At 72.5% G+C, this 19454-nt stretch carries 9 protein-coding genes; 7 read left to right on the top strand and 2 right to left on the bottom strand.

Translation table 11 applies throughout. The features are described 5' to 3' along the window. Position 1 precedes the first annotated feature (1 nt). Genes ACQUSR_RS00755 through ACQUSR_RS00745 form a run of 3 tightly spaced genes read left to right on the top strand, consistent with a single transcriptional unit; the run spans position 2 to position 12458 of the window. Positions 2 to 10054 carry an amino acid adenylation domain-containing protein gene (locus ACQUSR_RS00755; RefSeq protein ID WP_431040555.1) on the top strand — a complete coding sequence of 3351 codons (10053 nt, stop codon included), beginning with the start codon at positions 2 to 4 and terminating at the stop codon, positions 10052 to 10054. Further along, entirely contained in the window at positions 10051 to 11451 is a 1401-nt protein-coding gene (locus ACQUSR_RS00750) for an MDR family MFS transporter (protein WP_431040554.1), read from the top strand. The genes ACQUSR_RS00755 and ACQUSR_RS00750 overlap by 4 nt, the downstream gene beginning before the upstream one ends. Next, positions 11448 to 12458 (top strand): 3-deoxy-7-phosphoheptulonate synthase, encoded by a 1011-nt coding sequence (locus tag ACQUSR_RS00745; RefSeq protein ID WP_431040553.1) that lies wholly within the window; start codon positions 11448 to 11450, stop codon positions 12456 to 12458. Before ACQUSR_RS00750 ends, ACQUSR_RS00745 begins: the two co-directional genes overlap by 4 nt. Positions 12459 to 12610: 152 nt before the next feature. On the opposite strand, the gene ACQUSR_RS00740 is transcribed toward ACQUSR_RS00745, so the two are convergent. Continuing rightward, entirely contained in the window at positions 12611 to 13558 is a 948-nt protein-coding gene (locus ACQUSR_RS00740) for a methionyl-tRNA formyltransferase (RefSeq protein WP_431040552.1), read from the bottom strand. 246 nt (positions 13559 to 13804) lie between these two features. On the opposite strand from ACQUSR_RS00740, the gene ACQUSR_RS00735 reads away from it, so the two are divergent. Together ACQUSR_RS00735 and ACQUSR_RS00730 are read left to right on the top strand one after the other, a co-directional pair. Beyond that, positions 13805 to 15157: a lysine N(6)-hydroxylase/L-ornithine N(5)-oxygenase family protein gene (locus ACQUSR_RS00735; RefSeq protein WP_431040551.1), complete on the top strand. Its 1353-nt coding sequence runs from the start codon at positions 13805 to 13807 to the stop codon at positions 15155 to 15157. Positions 15158 to 15266: 109 nt separating this feature from the next. Next, on the top strand, positions 15267 to 16847 hold the full coding sequence (locus ACQUSR_RS00730; protein ID WP_431040550.1) for an amidohydrolase: 1581 nt from the start codon (positions 15267 to 15269) through the stop codon (positions 16845 to 16847). A gap of 126 nt (positions 16848 to 16973) precedes the next feature. Here the strand turns inward: ACQUSR_RS00730 and ACQUSR_RS00725 are convergent, their stop codons facing one another. Beyond that, on the bottom strand, positions 16974 to 17429 hold the full coding sequence (locus tag ACQUSR_RS00725) for a nuclear transport factor 2 family protein (protein WP_431040549.1): 456 nt from the start codon (positions 17427 to 17429) through the stop codon (positions 16974 to 16976). A gap of 257 nt (positions 17430 to 17686) precedes the next feature. Here ACQUSR_RS00725 and ACQUSR_RS00720 point away from each other — a divergent pair, with 257 nt between their 5' ends. Together ACQUSR_RS00720 and ACQUSR_RS00715 are read left to right on the top strand one after the other, a co-directional pair. Beyond that, positions 17687 to 18232, top strand: a complete 546-nt coding sequence (locus tag ACQUSR_RS00720) for an ArsR family transcriptional regulator (protein ID WP_431040548.1) — start codon at positions 17687 to 17689, stop codon at positions 18230 to 18232. Positions 18233 to 18259: 27 nt separating this feature from the next. Beyond that, entirely contained in the window at positions 18260 to 19345 is a 1086-nt protein-coding gene (locus ACQUSR_RS00715) for a serine hydrolase domain-containing protein (protein ID WP_431040547.1), read from the top strand. Positions 19346 to 19454 lie beyond the last annotated feature (109 nt).

Below are 19454 nucleotides of genomic sequence, written 5' to 3'. Positions count from 1 at the left end.
GTTGAGCACCCCAAGCGTGTCCCCGGACGGACTGCTCGCCCTGACCAGCGCCCAGTTGGGCATCTGGAACGCGCAGCGCCTCGAGCCGGACTCGCCGTACTACCTGGTCGGCGACGTGGTGGAGATATCCGGCGGCGAGCCGGTCGACGTGGACGCGCTGGTCGAGGCGGTGAGGGCGACCACCGAGGAGGCCGAGACCCTGCGGCTGCGGGTGTACGACACCCCGGAAGGACCGCGCCAGCGGATCGGCGACGAGCCCGTGGAGCCGCCCCGGGTCGTCGACCTCAGCGACGAAGCCGACCCCGCGGCCGCCGCCGAGGCACTCGTGGTCGCCGAGCGGGCGCGCGCGGGCGAGGCGTGCCGGGAGATGGTGGACCGCCCGCTCTACTCCCGTACCGTCATCAAGCTCTCCGATCGCGAGGTCTGGTACACCCAGCTCGGCCACCACCTGGTCTTCGACGGCTACACCGCCGCGATGCTCGCCCGCCGCACCGCCGCCCGCTACACCGCCCAGGTGCGCGGCACCGCCGTGCCCAAGCTGACCTTCGGGTCCTTCGCCGACCTGGTCGCCGCCGACCTGGCCTACCGGGAGAGCGAGAAGTTCACCGAGGACCGCGCCTACTGGGTCGAGCGGTTCACCCCCCTGCCCGACCTCGGTGAGACGGACACCTCGGCCGGGCCGCCCGAGAGCACCTTCACCGCCCGCGCCGTCCTGCCGCCCGAGGAGACGGCCCGGCTGCGCGAGTTCGCCAACCAGCAGGGCGTCACCTGGGGCGAGGCGCTCATCGCCGGATACGCCGCCTTCCTGCACCGCGTGCTCGGCCGCACCGACGTGGTGTTCGCGCTGCCGCTGATGTGCCGCACCGGCTCCACCGAGCTGCGCACCCCCGCCATGGCGGTCAACGTGCTGCCGCTGCGGGTCACCGTCCAGCCCGGCGACGGGCTCGGGGAACTGAGCAAGCGGGTCGCCGCCGCCATGAAGGAGATGCGCGACCACCAGCGCTACCGCGGCGAGGACCTCCCCCGGGACCTCGGCGTGCCCGGCGCGGGCGCGCTGCTGCACGGACGCGGCATCAATCTCAAGGCGTTCGACCTGGCGATGGACTTCGCCGGGTCCACCGGCGTCATGCGCAACGTCGCGGGCGGACCGCCCGAGGACATGGGCCTGAGCGTCCTGCCGACCCGCGACGGGGGACTGCTGCTCGGCTTCGAGGTCGACGCCAGGGGCACCGACCAGTCCATGGTCGACGCCAAGCTCTCGGGGCTGCGCGCCCTGCTGACCGGGCTCACCGACGGGCAGCCCGTCGGGCAGATCGCCCTCACCGACGACGTGGCCGCACTTCTCGCGGACTGGGCGCCGCCCGCCGTGCCCGGCACCCCCATCGACGTGCCCACCGCCTTCGACGCCATGGTCGATGCCGACCCTGGGCGCACCGCCCTGGTGAGCGGCGACGACCGGCTGTCCGCCGCCGAACTGGCGGACCGGGTGCACCGGCTGGCCCGCGCGCTGCGGGCCCGCGGCATCGGGACCGACGACATCGTGGCGCTCGCCCTGCCGCGCTCGGCCGACTCCGTGGTCGCGCTCCTCGCGGTGATGGACGCGGGCGCCGCGTTCCTGCCGCTGGACGCCGCGCACCCCGTCGAGCGGCTGCGCGAACTGATCGACGACGCGCGCCCCGCGCTCGTCCTCACCGACGGCACCGTCGACGGACTGCCCTGGGCCACCCTGCTCGACGAGGCCGCCGCGCTGTCCGGCGCGCCGCTGAAGAGCAGCGAACTGGCCGCGCCCCGCCACCCCGAGCACCTCGCCTACGTGATCCACACCTCCGGCTCGACCGGACGCCCCAAGGGCGTGCTCGGCCGCGTCGGCGGCCTGGCGAGGCTGCTGCACCACCAGCGGTCGACGGTCGTCGCGGAGGCCGAGCGGGCCGCGGGCAGGCGGCTGCGCGCCGCCCACACCTACTCGTTTGCCTTCGACTCCGCGTTCGACCACCTGGTGTGGCTGCTGTGCGGGCACGAACTGCACGTGTACGACGCCGAGACCACCCGCGACGCCGACGCCCTGCTTGCCGCGTACGCCCGCGACGGCATCGACATCGTGGACACGACGCCGTCGATGGCCGCGCCCCTGATCGACGGCGGCCTCCTCGACCGCCGCCCGACGCTCCTCGTCCTCGGCGGGGAAGCCACCCCGCCCGCGCTGTGGCGGCGGGTCGCCGAGTCGGGGATCACCGCGCGCAACATGTACGGGCCGACCGAGGCGACCGTGGACAGCACCACCGCTCGGATCGACGGCGACGAGCCGACGATCGGCCACCCACTCGCGGGCACCCGGATCTACGTCCTTGACAACGCGCTGCAGCCGGTGCCGCACGGCACGGCGGGCGAGCTGTACCTGGCCGGGCCGCACCTGGCCCGCGGCTACCTCGGCGCGCCCGGGGCGACCGCCGAGCGCTTCGTCGCCGACCCGTTCGGCGCGCCGGGTGGGCCCCTCCTGCCCGAGGGTGGGCGAGGAGGGAGGATGTATCGCACGGGCGACCTGGCCCGGTGGGTGCCCGGCCGGGGCCTGGAGTACCTGGGCCGCGGCGACGGGCAGGTCAAGATCCGCGGCCACCGGGTGGAGACCGGCGAGGTCGAGGCCGCGCTCGGCGCGGTGCCCGGCGTCACGTCGGCGGCGGCCGTGGTGCGCTCCTCGCGCCTGATCGGCTACGTCGTGTCCGCTTCCGTCACCGGCGACGAGGTCCGCGCCCAGCTGGCCGAGCGGCTGCCCGAGCACATGGTGCCCGCGGCGGTGGTGGTCCTGGACGAACTGCCCGTCACGCCCAACGGCAAGCTCGACCGCGCCGCCCTGCCCGCGCCCGCCGCCACCGGCGGCGGCCGGGAGGCGAGCACCGAGCGGGAGCGGCTGCTGTGCGCCGTACTCGCCGAGGCGTTCGAGCTCGAACGGGTCGGCGTGGACGACGACTTCTTCGCGCTCGGCGGCGACAGCATCACCGCGATCACCGTCAGCAGCAGACTGCGGGCGATGGGCGTCGAGCTGCGGCCACGGGATCTGCTGGCGCGCCGCAGCTTCGCCGCTCTGGCCGCCTCCGCCGGGCTGGTGGAGGACGTTCCCGAGCCGGTGGACGACCCGACCGGGCCCGTGCCCGCGCCGCCGATCGTGCGCGGCCTGCTCGACCCGCATCCGGACGTGGACGTCGTCGCCGGCTACGCGCAGTGGACCGCCCTGCGTGTCGACGAACTCGCCTACGACGACCTGGCCACGGGTGTGCAGGCCGTGCTCGACCACCACGACGCGCTGCGGCTGCGGGCAGGCGACGGCCTGGAAGTACTGCCCAGCGGCGCGGTGCGGGCCGTCGTCGGCGAGGCCCACGGCGAGAGCGTGACCGCGCTGGCCCGGCGACTGGCGGGGGAACTCGACCCGCGGTCGGGCGACCTGCTGCGGGCAGTTCTGCTCCGGTCCGGCGACGACACGCCGGACCAACTGGTCATCGTCGTACACCACCTCGCCATGGACGGCGTGTCCTGGCGCATCCTGCTGCCCGACCTGTACACGGCCTGCACGGGCGGCTCTCTCGATCCGGTCGGGACGTCGTGGCGGCGGCACGCCATGCTGCTCGCCGATCAGGGGGAATCCGGCGCGCGACGGGGCGAACTCGACCACTGGCGCACCGCGCTCGCCGCCTCGTCCCGCATCGGCGCCCGGCCCCTCGACCAGACGCGGGACACCGTGTCCACCGCCCACCGGTCGGTCACCGTGGCCTCGCCCGAGGTCACCGAGGCGCTGCTGACCACGCTGCCCGCGGCTTACCGCGCCGGCGTCGACGAGGTCCTGCTCGCTGCGCTCGTGCTCGCCCTGCGGGACTGGGGCGTGTCCGGCGACGCGATGACCGTCACGATGGAAGGCCACGGCCGCGAACACCTCGACCTGGCCCGCACGGTCGGCTGGTTCACCAGCGAGTACCCGGTGCGCGTTCCCGCCGTCGGCGACGTGGGGCGGGTGCTGCGCGCGGCCAAGGAGGCTCGGCGCGGCGTTCCCGACGGCGGCATCGGCTACGGCGTGCTGCGCTCCCTCGACCCGGCGGTCGACGCCGAGTTCACGTCGGCCCCTCCGCCGGACGTACTCCTGAACTACCTGGGCCGGTTCGCCGCGCTGCCCGCGGCGGGCTGGCGCCTGCCGGAGCGCGACGCCTTCTCGGTCGTCGAGCCCGACACCAAGGCTCTCGAACAGGTCCTCGCCCTCAACTGCTTCGTCCACGAGGAAGGCGCCCCGCAGCTCGCCGTCGAGTGGACGGCCGCGACCGAGGTGCTCGGCACCGACGCCGTGGCGGCCCTCCAGACCGCCTGGGCCGAGGCCCTGGAAGCGCTGGCCGAGCACGCGCGCCACACCACCGGCGGGCTCACCCCCTCTGACCTGCCGCTGGTCGACCTCGACCAGGCCGCGATCGACGCCCTCGAACGCACCGGCCGCATCGCCGACGTGCTGCCCGCGACCCCCCTCCAGGTCGGGCTCTCCTTCCACACCCTGGTCCGCGACGACCAGGACACCGACGTCTACGTCGTCCAAGCCGTGACCACCCTCGTCGGTGAACTCGACCCGAACCGCATGGCCGAGGCCGCGCGCGAACTGCTGTGCCGCCACCCGGCGTTGCGCGTCTACCTGGGCACGGCAGGGGACGACGTGGTGCAGGTGATCCCGGCCGACGTCGCCCTGGACTGGCGGCAGGACGACCGCTTCGAAGAGGCCGCCCGCGCCGAGCTGGCGCGGCCCTTCGACCCGGCGAAGCCGCCGCTGATCCGCTTCCTGCTGTCCCGTATCGGCCCCGACGAGCACAAGCTGGTGATCACCAACCACCACGCCCTGCTCGACGGCTGGTCGATGCCGCTGGTCGGCCGCACCCTGCTCGCCATCTACGCCGAGCTGGGCGGCGGCCCCGCCGCTCCCGCCGCCCCGCCGCTGTCGGAGTACTTCCGCTGGCTGGCGGGCCGGAACCGGGAGGCGTCGCTTGCCGCGTGGCGGGACGCTCTGTCCGGCGTCGACGACTCGACGCGACTGGCACCCGCGAGTACCGAGACCGGCGTCGAGCGGCCCGGCCGCGTGACCGTGGGGCTGGGCCGCGCGTTCAGCGACCGGCTGCGCGCGTTCGCCCGCGAACAGGGCGTCACCCTGACCACGGTGCTCCAGACGGCGTGGGGCCTGCTGCTGGGCAGGCTCACCGGACGCCGCGACGTGGTGTTCGGCTGCCCGGTGTCCGGGCGGCCCGCCGAAGTCGACGGCGTGGAGTCGATGGTCGGCCAGCTCGGCACCACGATCCCGGTGCGCGTCCGGCACACCCAGGACCAGACCGCGCGGGACCTGATGGCGCACGTGCACGCCGAGAGCGTCGCCCTGACCGAGCATCACCACGTCGGCCTGCCCGAGATCCAGCGGGCGGTGGGCGTCGGTGAGCTGTTCGACACGATGCTGGTGATGGAGAACTTCCCGCTGTCCAGCCGGAAGCGCACCCCGCTCGCCCCCGGCCTCGACCTGGCCGGGGTGGACATCACCGACGCCACGCACTACGCGCTGACCGTGATCGTGATTCCCGACGACGAGATCACGATCGGCCTCGGCTACCAGCCGCGCGCCTTCGCCGAGGCGACCGTGAACGACTACGGCCGCTGGCTGCACAACCTCCTGTGGGAGATCGTCGACGACCCGGCACGGCCCGCGATCCGGCTGCCCGCACTCGATCCCGACGAGCGGGAGCGGATGCTGCGTACCGGCACCGAGGTCGTCCCCGCCAAGGCCCGCGGCCACTGGCTGGACGAGTTCGCCGCCTGGGTGCGCCACAAGCCCGACGCCGAGGCCCTGGTCTGCCGCGACCGCAGCCTCAGCTACGCCGAACTCGACCGGCAGGCCAACCGGCTCGCCCATGCGCTGATCGAGCGCGGGGTACGGCCCCAGGACCCGGTCGCGGTCCTGCTCGGACGTGACGTCGAGATGACCGTGGCACTGTTCGGCGTGGCCAAGGCGGGCGCGGTGTACGTACCGATGGACGCGAGCTACCCACGGGACCGGCTGGCGTACATGCTCGACGACAGCGCCCCGGCCGCCGCCGTGACGACCGGGGCCGAACTGCCCGCCGACCGCGACATCCCGGTCCTGCGGCTCGACGACCCGGCCACGCTCGCGTCCGCACCGGACACCGACCCCGCCGAGGCGCGCGCCAGGCTCACCGAAGACGCGCTCGCCTACGTCATCTACACCTCCGGCACCACCGGGCGCCCCAAGGGCGTCGGCGTGACCCACCGGGGCGTACCCGACCTGATCGCCCTCCAGGAGGAGGTCGTCGGGATCACCGAGCACGACCGGTACCTGCACTTCGCCTCGACCAGCTTCGACGTGGCGTTCTGGCAGACCATGGTGCCGCTGCTGTCCGGCGGCACGTCCGTGATCGCACCCGAGGAGGTGCGCGTCCCCGGCGACGAACTCCTCGACTACATCGCCGAGCACCGGGTGACCGGAGTCAACCTGCTGCCGTCATTCCTGGCCGCGATGCCCGACGACCGCACCGTCGACCCCGACGTGTTCTTCATGGTCGGCGCCGAGCGGCTGGACCCCGAGCTGGCCCACCGCTGGGGGAGGGGGCGCAAGGCGCTGTTCAACGCCTACGGCCCCACCGAGGTCACCATCAACTCCGTGACCTGGCGCTACGACCCGGACGACGCCGGGCCGCTGCCGATCGGCCGCCCCGACCCCAACGTCCGCGCCTACGTCCTGGACGGCGGGCTCCAGCCCGTCGGCGTCGGCGTCACGGGCGAGCTCTACCTCGGCGGACCCAGCGTGGCCCGCGGCTACCTCGGCCGCCCCGGCCTGACGTCCGAGCGCTTCGTCGCCGACCCGTTTGGCGCGCTGGATGGGCCCCTGCTGCCCTGGGGGTCCCCCCGGACGGAGTCTGGGGGAGGGCAAGGAGGGAGGATGTACCGCACGGGCGACCTCGTGCGGTGGCGGCCCGACGGACAGCTGGTGTTCCTCGGCCGCGTCGACCACCAGGTCAAGATCCGCGGCTTCCGGGTCGAGCTGGGCGAGATCGAGTCCACGCTGACCCGCCACCCCGACGTCCGCGCCAGCGCGGTCATCGTGCGCGAGGACCGGCTCGTCGGCTACGTCATCCCGACCGACGGCGCCGACCTGGACATCGCGCAGGTGCGCGAGTATCTGGCAGGCGAACTGCCCGACCATATGGTGCCGACGGCGTTCGTGGAGATCGACCGGTTGCCGCTGACCCCCGGCGGCAAGCTCGACCCCACCGCGCTGCCCGCCCCCGAGACCGCGGTCGCCGCGCGCCGCGAGCCCGCCACCGAGGCCGAGGCGGTTCTGCTCGGCGTGTTCCAGGACGTCCTGGGCACCGATGACATCCGCCCCGACGACGACTTCTTCGCCATCGGCGGCGACAGCATCGTGTCGCTGCAAGTGGTCTCACGGGCCCGGCGCCAAGGCCTCGGCCTGACCGCGCGGGACGTGTTCGAAGGAGAGACGGTCGCCGGCATCGCGGCGCGCGCCCGCGCCCTGGACGGCGATACGGCACCCGCGACCGGGGACGCACCGCTGACCCCGATCATGCGGGACCTGCTGCGCCGCGCCGGGTCCGCCGCGGACGGGTTCTGCCAGTGGGTGGAGATCTGTGTCCCGCCGGGCGGCGACGAGACGACCTGGCGGGCCGTGCTCGACGCGCTCCTGGCCCGTCACGACGCGCTGCGGGCCCATCTGGCCGGCGACGTGCTGCGCGTCCCGCCGGTCGGCGCCGTGACCGGAGCCGAGGTGCTGACCCGCGTACAGGCGACGGACGACCTGCGCGACCTGATCGACTCCCACGTCGCCGCGGCCCGCGAGTCGATGGATCCGCGCACCGGTCCGCTGCTGCGCGCGGTGTGGGTGGACGCCGGGCCCGACCGTCCGGGCAGGCTCGTCCTGATCGCCCACCACCTGGTCGTCGACGGCGTCTCCTGGCGCGTCCTGCTCGACGACGTGGAACACGCCTACTCCGGTGGAGCGCTGGCCCGGCACGGCCAGTCGTTCCTCGGCTGGGCGCGTTCGCTGCGCGACGCCGACCGGCGGGCCGAACTGCCGCACTGGCAGCGGATGACCGCCACCCGGGCGCTCACCCGGCCGCTGGACCCCACCCGGGACACCGTGGCCACCGCGGCGCACCACGAGATCTGGCTCGACGCCGACGCGACCCGTGCCCTGATCACGACCCTGCCCGCCGCCAACCGCACCACACCGGACGCCGTGCTGCTCACGGCGCTTGCCCAGGCGATACGTGCCTGGCGCGGAACGCCGGAGCTGTTGGTCGCGCTGGAGAGCCACGGCCGCGCGCCGCAGGTCGACCTGTCCCAGACCGTCGGCTGGTTCACCGCCGTTCACCCCGTACGGCTCGACGCGGGCGACGACGTGCGGGCGGTCAGGGAGCGGCTGCGCGCCCAGGGCGACGGCCTCGGCTACGGCATCCTCACCTCGGCGGGTCTGCTTGACCCCGTGGAGCCGGAGGTCGCCTGGAACTACCTCGGCCAGTTCCCCGGCGCCCCGACCGACGAGACGCCGTGGCAGCCGGCCCCGGACGCCGACCCGCTCGGCTCCGGCGGCACCGGCGAACTGCCCCTGCCGCACAGCCTGATGGTCAACGCCCTGGTACGCGATGACGCACTCGGGATCCGGATCACCTGGCCGTCCGCGCTGTTCAACGCAGCCGAGATCGAGGAGCTCGCCGAGCACCTGCGGACCGCGGCCGAGCGCACCGCCGCCGCACCGGAGATCAGCGCGCTCGGCGGCGACCGCCCGGTCGCCGAGGTCCAGCCGCTCACCCCGCTCCAGGAGGTGATGCTGCGGCACTCGCGCACCGAGCGCCCCGACCCGTACACCGTGCAGTCGACGTTCTCCCTTGCCGGTCCGCTCGACATCGAGGCCCTGCGGGCCGCGGGTGCGGACCTGCTGGCCCGCCACCCGAACCTGGGCGCGGTGTTCCCCGCCGACCTGGCGATGATCCCCGAGTCGCCCCGGCCGGACTTCCGGGTGTCCGACGGGCCCGCCGACGAGGTGCTGGCGGCCGATCTGGCCGAGCCGTTCGACCTCGCTGAGGGCCCGCTCGTCCGCCTGACCGTGATCCGCCGCGGCCCCGAGCACGCCGACCTGGTCCTGACCAGCCATCACGTGCTCTCCGACGGCTGGTCGGCCCCGCGCATGCTCACCGAGCTGTTCACCCTCTACACCGCGCGCGTCCAGGGCCGGGAGCCGGACCTGCCCGCACCGGTGCCGTTCGCCGACTACCTGAACTGGCGCGCCGAGCACGAACCCGATCTCGGCGCCTGGGCCGCCGAGCTGGACGGCCTGCCCGAGGGCGACTACCTGGTGGGCGCCGCCGATCCCGGCCCAACCTGGCAGGAGCCCGAGCTCATCGAGTTCGACGCGGCCCTCGTCGCCGACCTCACCGACCTCGCCGCCCGGCGCGGCCTGACGCTCAACACGCTGGTGCAGGGCACCTGGTCCGTGCTGCTGGCACGGCGCTCCGGCCGCGCCGACGTCTGCTTCGGCGCCATGGTCGCCTGCCGTCCGCCGGAGCTGGAGGGGGTCGAGGAGATCATCGGTCTGCTGGCCAACACCGTTCCCGTACGGGCACGGCTCGACGGCACGCTCGCCGAGACGCTCGCGGACCTGCAGGCCCGGCAGCGGACACTGGTCGAGCACCACCACGTCGCCCTCACCGACCTGGAACGGCTGACCGGGCGGGCGAGGCTGTTCGACAGCCTCGTGGTGTTCGAGAACTACCCGGTCGACCCGGACCGTCTCCGCGAACCCGCCCCCGGGCTGACCGTCGTCGGGACCCGCTTCCGCGAGGCCACCCACCACCCGGTGACCCTGACGGTCATGCCGGACGGCGACGGCTGGACGGGCGTGCTCGCCCACCGGGCCGGGGTGGACGTCGACGGTCTGGCCGCCGAACTGCTCGGCCTGCTGCGCACCCTGGGCGGCCACCTCGACGCCGACGTGCTCGACCTCCTGGAGCGACGGTGAGCGAGAAGACCGCACCACCGCCCGCCAAGGTCGACGCGGACCTCCTGCGGATCGCGTTCATCCTGGTCCTGGGCACCTTCATGGCCACGATCGACGCCACGATCGTCAGCGTCGGCATCGACACCCTGGCGGAGGACTTCGGCGCCTCCGTCACCGAGATCCAGTGGGTCTCCACCGCCTACCTGCTGGCGGTCGTGGCCGCCGTGCCCGCGTCCGGCTGGCTGGCCGGCCGGTTCGGCGGCCGGCGCACCTGGCTCGCCGCCGTCGGCGTGTTCCTGCTCGGCTCGCTGCTGTGCGCGCTGGCCTGGTCGGCGACCAGCCTGATCGTGTTCCGGGTGGTCCAGGGCCTCGGCGCCGGGTTGCTGCCCGCCACCGGACAGGCGCTCCTCGCCCGCATCGCGGGCAAGGAGCGCACCGGGCGGGTGATCAGCATCGTCTCGGTCGTCCCCCTCCTCTCCCCGGTGTTCGGCCCGCTGGTCGGCGGCTCCATCCTGGCCGTGGCGCCCTGGCCGTGGCTGTTCCTGGTGAACCTGCCGATCGGCGCGGCCGCGATCCTCCTCGCCCGCCGGTACGTCCCCGAGGTGCCGCCGGCACCGCAGCGGACGGCGTTCGACCTGCGGGGGGCGGCGCTGCTCTCGCCCGGCCTTGCCGTGCTGGTGTTCGGGCTGACCGAGGTCGCCCACGGCCGCACCCTCCCGGCCGCGCTCGGCGTCTCGGCGGGCCTGGCGATGCTGATCGCCTTCACCATCCACGGCCTGCGCACCCGCGCCACCCCCTTGGTCGACCCCCGGCTGTTCACCCGGCCGCCCTTCGGCGCCGCCGCCCTCGCGCTGCTCGTACTGGGCGCGTCGGTGTTCGGCACGATGTTCCTGCTGCCGCTGTACTTTCAGACCGGCCGCGGCCTTTCGGCGTGGGAGGCGGGCCTGCTGCTCGCCCCCCAGGGGCTCGGCGCGGCGGCCGGGTCGGTCCTCGTCAACCGCACCATCGACAAGGTCGCGCCGCGGACCCTGGTCGTCACCGGCATCGGGCTGATCCTCGCGGGGACGGTCCCGTTCACCCAACTCGGCCATCAACCCTCGGACTTCGTGATCGCCGCGGCGCTGGCGGTCCGGGGCGTCGGGATGGCCATGATCGGCGCGCCCGTGATGAACATCGTCTACAGCCGCATCGAGCCCGAACACCTGCCCCGCGCGGCCGGAGCGCTCAACCTGCTCAACACCGTGGGCGGTTCGGTCGGCACCGCGGCACTCGCCGTGGTCCTCCAGAACCGGCTGGCCGCCCGCGGCCCGGACATCTCCTGGGCCTTCGCCGACACCTTCTGGTGGGTGCTCGGTTTCTGCCTGCTCGCCGCCGCCGGGGCCACGAGGCTGCCCCGAACCCACGTCAGGAAGTCATGATGCACCCACTGCCCACACCGGCCGATCTCGCCACAGCCCACCCCCTGCCCCAGGCGACAGCCGAAGCCGTGGCCCACCATCGCGACACCATCGCCGCCGTCCTCGCCCGCCGGGATCCTCGTCTGCTCGTGGTCGTCGGCCCCTGTTCGGTCCACGACACCACCGCCGCGCTGGAGTACGCCGGCCTGCTCGCCACCGCCGCCCGACGCTTCGCCGACGACCTGGTCATCGTCCTCCGCGCCTACCTGGAGAAGCCCCGCACCGTCACCGGCTGGACCGGCCTGCTCACCGCTCCCACGCTCGACGACAAGGGCGACCTGGCCACCGGTCTGCGCCTCGGCCGGTCCTTCCTTACCGAGGCCGCCGCCACGGGTCTGCCCCTGGCCTACGAGTTCGTCGACCCCGTCCTCGCCCCGTACGTGGCCGACACGGTGTCATGGGCCGCCATCGGCGCGCGAACCGTCGCCAGCCAGCCGCACCGCCACCTGGCCTCCTGGCTTCCCATGCCGGTCGGCATGAAGAACTGCGTATCGGGCCGTACCGACACCGCCGTCGCCGCCATCCAGGCCGCCGCCCACCCCCACACCTTCCCCGCCGTGTCCTTCGACGGCCGCCTCGCCACTCTCCACAGCACCGGGAACCCCGACACCCACCTGGTGCTCCGCGGCGGCCCGACCCCCAACTACGACAGGGCGAGCGTGGCGCAGGCCCGCTCGGCCCTCGCGGCAGCCGGCCTCCCTCAGCGCATCGTCGTCGACGCCTCACACGGCAACAGCGGCAAGGACCACAACCGCCAGCCTGCCGTCATCGCCGATCTGGCCCAGCAGATCAGCGACGGCGACCCCTCCCTGGCCGGTGTCATGATCGAGTCCTTCCTGTCCGATGGCAGGCAGGACCCCGCGGCGGAAACACTTCGCCCTGACCTCAGCGTCACCGACTCCTGCCTCGGCTGGTCCCGCACCATTCCGCTGCTCGAGACCCTCGCGCTGGCCTCCCGCCGCCGGTAGCCGCCTCGGCGGCTGGTTCGTGTCGACGGGGCGATGCCGCGCTCGCCGAAAAAGCATCGCCGCCGTGCGGAACGAGATCCGCACGGCGGCGACGACCGGTGCCCCGGGGCCATGGCGGGGCACCGGTGGATCAGTCGGCGGAACGCAGCTCGTCAGGGACGGCTGGTGAGGTAGCCGCCCATCGAGGGGAAGTAATCGGTCGCGGGCATCTCGTGGCCGTCCTCGGTGCGTACGCGCGTGATGGCCAGGCCGTGGTTGCGCCCGGTGCGCGCGTCGGCTCCGGCGACGATCACCACCCCGTCACCCTCGCGGTAGAAGATGCGGCCGGGAGTACCGCCGTAACGGCCCTGGGACACGACCGCGGCCAGGACCTCCAGACGCTTGCCCTTGTGGAAGGTGAACGCGCTCGGGTACGGGGCGGACTGGGCCCGGACCAGGCGCTCCAGGTCTTGTGCGGGCCAGTTCCAGTCGATCCGGATGTCGTCCTCGGACCGCTTGTGGAAGAAGCTCGCCTTTGACCGGTCCTGCTTGGTGAACTCCGTCTGTCCGGAGGCGATGAGGCCGAGCGCGCCGGTCGTGACCGGGGCGATGAGGTCGACGGTCTTGTGGAACAGATCGGTGGCCGTGTCCGTCGGCCCGACCGTCACGGCCCGCTGGAGCACGATGTCACCGGCGTCGAGCTCGTCGTTCATCATGTGTGCGGTGACGCCCACTTCGGGCTCGCCGTTGATCAGGGCCCAGATCAGCGGGGAGAAGCCGGCGTATGCGGGCAGGAGCGAGTCATGGACGTTGAGCGTGCCGCGGCGGGGCAGGTTGAAGATCCGCGGGGGAATCCACGTCCGCCAGTTGTTGGCCACGATGATGTCCGGGTCGGCGTCCTTGAGCCGCTCGAACAGCTCCTCGTCGTCCGGGCGGTTGCGGATCAGTACCGGAACACCGTGCTCTGCGGCGAGGTCGGCGACCGAGTCGCTCCAGATCTTCTCGTAGGCGTGCTCGCTCTTGGGGTGGGTCACGACCATCACCACGTCGTGCTCGGAGTCCAGGAGCGCTTGCAGGGTGCGGTGGCCCCAGGTCTGATAGCCGAACATGACGACCCGCATCGGGTTCCTCCTCTGAAGAGCGATCGATCAGGGCCAAGTAAAGCAAGCCTTACCTAAGGGTGCAACGCGCCCGATCCCCAGCGTGATTGCCGTCATGAACTACGACTTATCTGCTTTTGACGTGTCGACAGGTTGGCCAGATCAGGTTAGCTTTGCCTAAGTTCTGCTGGGACGCCGCTCGTCGGCGTGCCCTCCTCCCGACTCTCTTCGACGCCTGACAGGCGCTGTCCCGCACGATGGAGTGACATGTCACAGGCCCTTCCTGGCGACGCACCGGTGATCCACGACCTCATAGGCATCGGCTTCGGGCCGTCCAACGTGGCCATGGCGATAGCACTCAGTGAGCACAACGCACGCATCGGCAGGCAGGAGGCGGTCACTGCTCACTTCTTCGAGCGGCAGCCGCGCTTCGGCTGGCACCGCGGCATGCTGTTCGACGACGCGACCATGCAAGTGTCCTTCCTCAAGGACCTGGTGACGCTGCGCAACCCGGCCAGCGAGTTCAGCTTTCTGTGCTACCTGCAGAGCGAGGGACGGCTGATCGACTTCATCAACCAGAAGAACCTGTTCCCCCTGCGGGTGGAGTTCCACGACTACTTCGAGTGGGCCGCGGCGAAGGTCGACGACATGGTGTCCTACGGGCACGAGGTGGTCGCCGTGCGGCCCGTCGTGCGCGACGGAGTCGCGGAGTACGTGGATGTGACGGCCCGTTCGGGATCGGAGCTGGTGGTCCACCGGGCCCGCAACCTCGTGATCGGCACGGGCCTGCGGCCGTACATGCCCGAGGGCGTCCAGCGAACGGACCGGGTCTGGCACAACTCCGACCTGCTGACACGGGTGGACAGCCTGGAGGGCACCAGCCCGTCCCGCTTCATCGTGGTCGGCGCCGGCCAGAGCGCCGCCGAGAACGTGGCGTACCTCCACCGGCGCTTCCCCGAGGCCGAGGTCTGCGCGGTCTTCTCCCGCTATGGCTACAGCCCGGCCGACGACAGCAGCTTCGCCAACCGGATCTTCGATCCCGCGGCGGTCGACGAGTACTTCACGGCCCCGGACGAGATCAAGCGCAAGCTGATCGGCTACCACGGCAACACCAACTACTCGGTGGTGGACATCGACCTGATCGATGACCTGTACCGCCAGTCGTACCAGGAGAAGGTCCTCGGCACGGAGCGGCTGCGGTTCCTGAACGTGTCGCGGCTCACCGACGTGGTCGAGGCCCCGGACCGGGTCCGGGCAACGGTCGAGTCGCTGGTCACGGGGGAGGAGACCCCGCTGGACGCCGACGTCGTGGTGTACGCCACGGGCTACCGGCCCGCGGACGCCGCCGGCCTTCTCGGCGAGGTCGAAGGGTACTGCCACCGCGACGACGAGGGCCGGGTCCGGGTCGAGCGCGACTACCGCGTCACGACCGACCCCGCACTGCGGTGCGGCATCTACCTCCAGGGCGGCACCGAGCACACGCACGGCATCACGTCGTCCCTGCTGTCGAACACCGCGATCAGGGTCGGCGAGATCCTGGAGTCGATCCTCGACCGGCGTCTGAAGTCCGCCACCGACGAGGCCCGGCAGCTCGCCGACGAGATCGGCACGCCCCGCTAGGCGTTCCCGCGAGGTCGCGCGCCGCCTCGGCCAGTGCCCGCCCCCCCCAAGCGCCCCGCCGTGGCCGGGCACACCGCCGTGACCGACACCCTCCAGGAGGGAACCGCCCATGCTTACCACGAGGCTGACGAACGCGAACATCCTCACCATGGACCCGGACCATCCGGTCGCCCACGACCTGGGCATCTGGCGCGGACGGATCGTGGGACTGGACGACGCGGTGGCCTCACTTCCGGCAGACGAGGTGATCGACCTTCAGGGTGCCACTGTCCTCCCCGGGTTCATCGACAGCCATGTGCACCTGGCCTGGACCGGTCTGAAGGCGAGCGCGCCGAGTGTGGCACCGTGCGAGCGGGTCGAGGACGTGCTCGCGGTCGTGGAAGAGGCCGCCTCCCGGAAAGGTGCGCCGGGCGCCTGGGTGGATATCGGCGGGTACGACCAGCGAGCTCTGGGACGCCATCTGACTGCCGCCGAGCTGGATCAGGTCAGCCATGGGCGCAAGGTGTTCATGATGCACGACTCAGGACACGCCTGTGTGGTCAACAGTGCCGTCCTGGATCTGCTTCCGGCCGACGTTCCGCACCGGGAGGGCTTCCTGGCCGAGGGTGCCATGGCCGCCGCCCGGCGGCTGCGTCTGCCGTACTCCCAGGAGGAGCTCGCGGACGCGATCGAGTACGCCGCCCGGACGTGCCTGGCCGAGGGGGTCACCGCCTGCGCCGAGGCGGGCATCGGGGGCGGCCTGTTGGGCCACAGCCCGATCGAGGCGGGCGCCTACCAACTCCTGCGCGATCAGGGTCGCCTGCCCCTGCGGGTGCAGCTCATGGCGGCCGCCGACACCCTGCGGCCCCTCGCCGCCCATGAGGCCGACGGTATCCCCCGCGCCCTGGACCTCGGCCTGCGCACCGGGTTCGGCGACGACTGGCTCTCCGTGGGCGCGCTCAAGATCTATACCGACGGCGGCATGATGGCCCGCACCGCCGCGCTCACGACCCCGTACGCCGGCATGAAACACACCGGGCAGCTCCAGGACGACCCGGAGCGCCTCGCGGACACCATCGTGGACGGCCACCTCGCCGGATGGCAGCTCGCCGTCCACGCCATCGGCGACCGCGCAGCCGACCTCGCCCTGGACGCCCTGGAACGGGCACAACGCATCCGGCGGCGCCCGGACGCCCGGCACCGCATCGAACACGCCGGCCTGATCCGGCCCGACCAGCTGCCGCGCTTCGCACGGCTTGATGTGAGCGCGGTGATCCAGCCGAACTTCCTGCGCTACTTCGGCGACGACTACGCCTCGATCATGGGCGAAGAGCGGGCGCCGTGGATGTACCGGGGTCGGGGGTTCCTGGATCACGGCATCACCCTCGTGGGCAGCTCCGACCGTCCCGTCACAGACGGCTCACCGCTGCGGGCCATCCAGTTCATGGTCGAGCGCGCGTCCTCGTCGGGCCAGGCGATCGGTCCGGACGAGGGCATCACCGTGGACGAGGCCCTGCGCGCGTACACCGTCGCCGGAGCGTACGCCTGCCGCTGGGACGACAGCGCGGGCAGCCTCACCCCGGGCAAGCGCGCCGACCTGGTGGTGCTGGGGGACGATCCGCGGCGCGTCAGCCCCTCGCGCATCGGTGACATACACGTCGTGGCCACGTTCGTGGACGGCCGCAAGACGGACGGGGCGAAGCCGCTGTGAGCAGGCCGGAGATCGCACCGAGGGTGTCCATGAGCGGGCTGTGACACGGTGCGGCTCCTGGTCCTGCCTGTGGGGATCGCCGCCATCACCTCGGGCGTGCGCTGCGTGCGCGGCTCCGTGCGTGCCTCAGCGATCCTCGCCGGCCCTTTCCGCATCGAACGCCTGGGCGACGGCAAGGCTGTCTTCGTAGACGTGATGCCGGGTGACAAGGCCGTGTTCGATCGTGAGGTGCAGAGCGAACCGAGCGCGGTAGGCGCGTCCGGTGGAACGGGCGGTCTGGCGGATCTCGCCGAGCACGACGGCGTCGTCGCCGTCGATGAGGATGCGCTCGATCGTGGTAGCCGCCTGCCCGGGCACGTGGTGCTCGGCAAGGTCGCGGTAGTGGGCTGCGGCGTCGGCGCGGGTGGAGCGGTGGCGGATCCACGGGGTGGCGGTACGGCCGTGCTCGGCCTCTGGCCAGTCCAGCTTCCAGTCGGCCTGCTCGGCGTACAGCTCCGCGATGCGCTCGGGGTCGCCCTCGCCGATCCGGCGCAGCAGTTCCTCCACCGCGGCGCGGGTGGTCGTGGGTATGGCTGACGACAAGGCTGATCCTCCGATCTGGCACCCCGCGTCTACTGGCGCGGGGAGATCACCATTCTCGCGAGCGTCGACAGGTCCGTGCGATTACCTCGCAGGTAAACGCACGACGCACCAAGATCCACCCGTGCCAAGCCCCTACGCCTACCACGCACCTGCCGTGCGAGCGTCCCCGAAGCCAGGCGCATCCGGCGCGAGGTGGCGAACCGTCAGGATCTTGAGGCCTTGCTCTGTTATTCCGGAATAACGTAGTGTCGGGGCTCGTGGTTGACGAGTCCCTCCAAAAGCGGGTCGACGCGCTCGAAGAACGGGTGTCGCGGCTGGAGTCCGGGCCGGACGTGCCCCGGAACGAGGTGTTCTGGGCTCTTGAGGGGCTTCGTCGGCGACTCACGGGGAGCGGGCAGGTGCTTTTCACCGGTGCGGTGGACCTGCCCACCGGCGAGCACTACGAATGGCAGCAGGGTGCGGCGACGGAAGGGCTGTTGGAGGCGGACTGGTCGGAACACTCCGCGCCGTACGCCGCGCTCGGGCATCCGGTGCGGCTCATCCTGCTGCGCGCGGTGCTGCGCGGCACCCGGTCGGCGGCGGAATTGCAGGAGGCTGCCGCCCTGAACTCCACCGGCCAGCTCTACCACCATCTCAAGGAGCTCACGGCGGCCGGCTGGCTCCAGGCCGAGAGGCGCGGCCACTACCAGGTGCCCGCGGGCCGGGTGGTGCCGCTGCTCGTGCTGCTGTCCGCGGTGGTGCCGACAGGAAAGCCAACAGGAAAGCCGGCAGGCAGGCCGGCAGAAGGAACGACGGGGGAGTGACCCATGGACCGACGGATATTTCTGACCATGGCGACAGCGACAGCGGCGGCGAGCGTACCGCTGCTGTCCGGAACCGCCGCCGCGGACGGCGGTCTGCCCGCCCGGGTGCGGCACTATCTGGACCGGGCGCTGGCCGCCGGCAGTCCCGGCGTGGTCTGCGGGGTGATCCACGGCGGTCGTACATACGTCGCGGGCGCCGGTAAGGGAAGCGCGGGCGGGGCGGCGCCGGACGGAAGGACGGTGTTCCAGCTCGGCTCCATCGGCAAGACGCTCACCGCCACCGCCCTCGCGCGCGCCGTATGCGCGGGCGCGACCCGCCTCGACGCGCCGCTCGCCCTGCCCGCCCGGTTCCGTATCCCGCGCAAGGGCCCCCGGCGGATCACGCTAGGCGATCTGGCGACCCACACCTCCGGTCTGCCCTCGCTGCCGCCGAACCTCCTCGCGGGAGCGGATCCGTACGATCCGTACGCCCACTACACGCTGGACGGTCTGGCTGCCGGCCTGCGGGATACGAGACTGGCCACCGAGCCGGGCAGCGCGTACGCGTACTCGAACCTGGGCTTCGGACTGCTCGGCCAGGCACTGGCCTTCGGTGACGTGGACGCGATGCTGCGGCGCACCGTGACCTCCCCGCTCCGGCTGCCGGACACGACGACGACACTGCGGCCGGACATGGCGGCCCGCAAGGCCGTCGGCCATCTCGAAGGAGAGCCCGTCCCCGACTGGCGCGACCGTGTGCTCAGCGCCGCGGGCACCTCGATGTACAGCACCGCCGACGACATGGTGCGCTTTCTGGGCGCGCAACTCCGGCCGGATCGCTCGCCGTTGCGGGCGGCGATCGAACTGGCCCAGCGGCCCCACTTCACCGCCCCCGACCCCGACAGCGATCTGCGGATCGGCCTCGGCTGGCACCTCAGCCCGCTGCCCACCGGCCGCACCATGACCTGGCACAACGGCGGCACCGGCGGATTCAGCACCTGCGCGGCGTTCAGCCGGGAGAGCGGGACGGCGGCGGTGATGATGGTGAACACCTCCAGCGAGGAGAGCGAGACCGACAGCCGTCCGGTCGACGCGCTCACCTGGGAGCTACTCGAAGAACTCGACGCGGCCTGAGCCACTCGGCCCTGAGAGGGCTGGAATGCGCTGGTCGCAGCGGCTACGCGTCGATGGCTGCGATGTCGAAGGCTGCTCGGGTATCGGGTAGCGGACCATGAGCTCGTCG

Origin of the sequence: Streptomyces sp. P1-3, assembly GCF_050613155.1 — a bacterium.
Taxonomy (GTDB): domain Bacteria; phylum Actinomycetota; class Actinomycetes; order Streptomycetales; family Streptomycetaceae; genus Streptomyces.
The sequence above is the reverse complement of the archived record's forward strand: the minus strand, read 5'-3'. Positions and strand labels throughout refer to the sequence as shown.

Bases quoted from the DNA above. Each gene is read 5' to 3' on its own strand.
- ACQUSR_RS00745 (WP_431040553.1), top strand. From the start codon at position 11,448: ATGATGCACCCACTGCCCACACCGGCCGATCTCGCCACAGCCCACCCC.
- ACQUSR_RS00740 (WP_431040552.1), bottom strand. From the start codon at position 13,558: ATGCGGGTCGTCATGTTCGGCTATCAGACCTGGGGCCACCGCACCCTG.
- ACQUSR_RS00735 (WP_431040551.1), top strand. From the start codon at position 13,805: ATGTCACAGGCCCTTCCTGGCGACGCACCGGTGATCCACGACCTCATA.
- ACQUSR_RS00730 (WP_431040550.1), top strand. From the start codon at position 15,267: ATGCTTACCACGAGGCTGACGAACGCGAACATCCTCACCATGGACCCG.
- ACQUSR_RS00715 (WP_431040547.1), top strand. From the start codon at position 18,260: ATGGCGACAGCGACAGCGGCGGCGAGCGTACCGCTGCTGTCCGGAACC.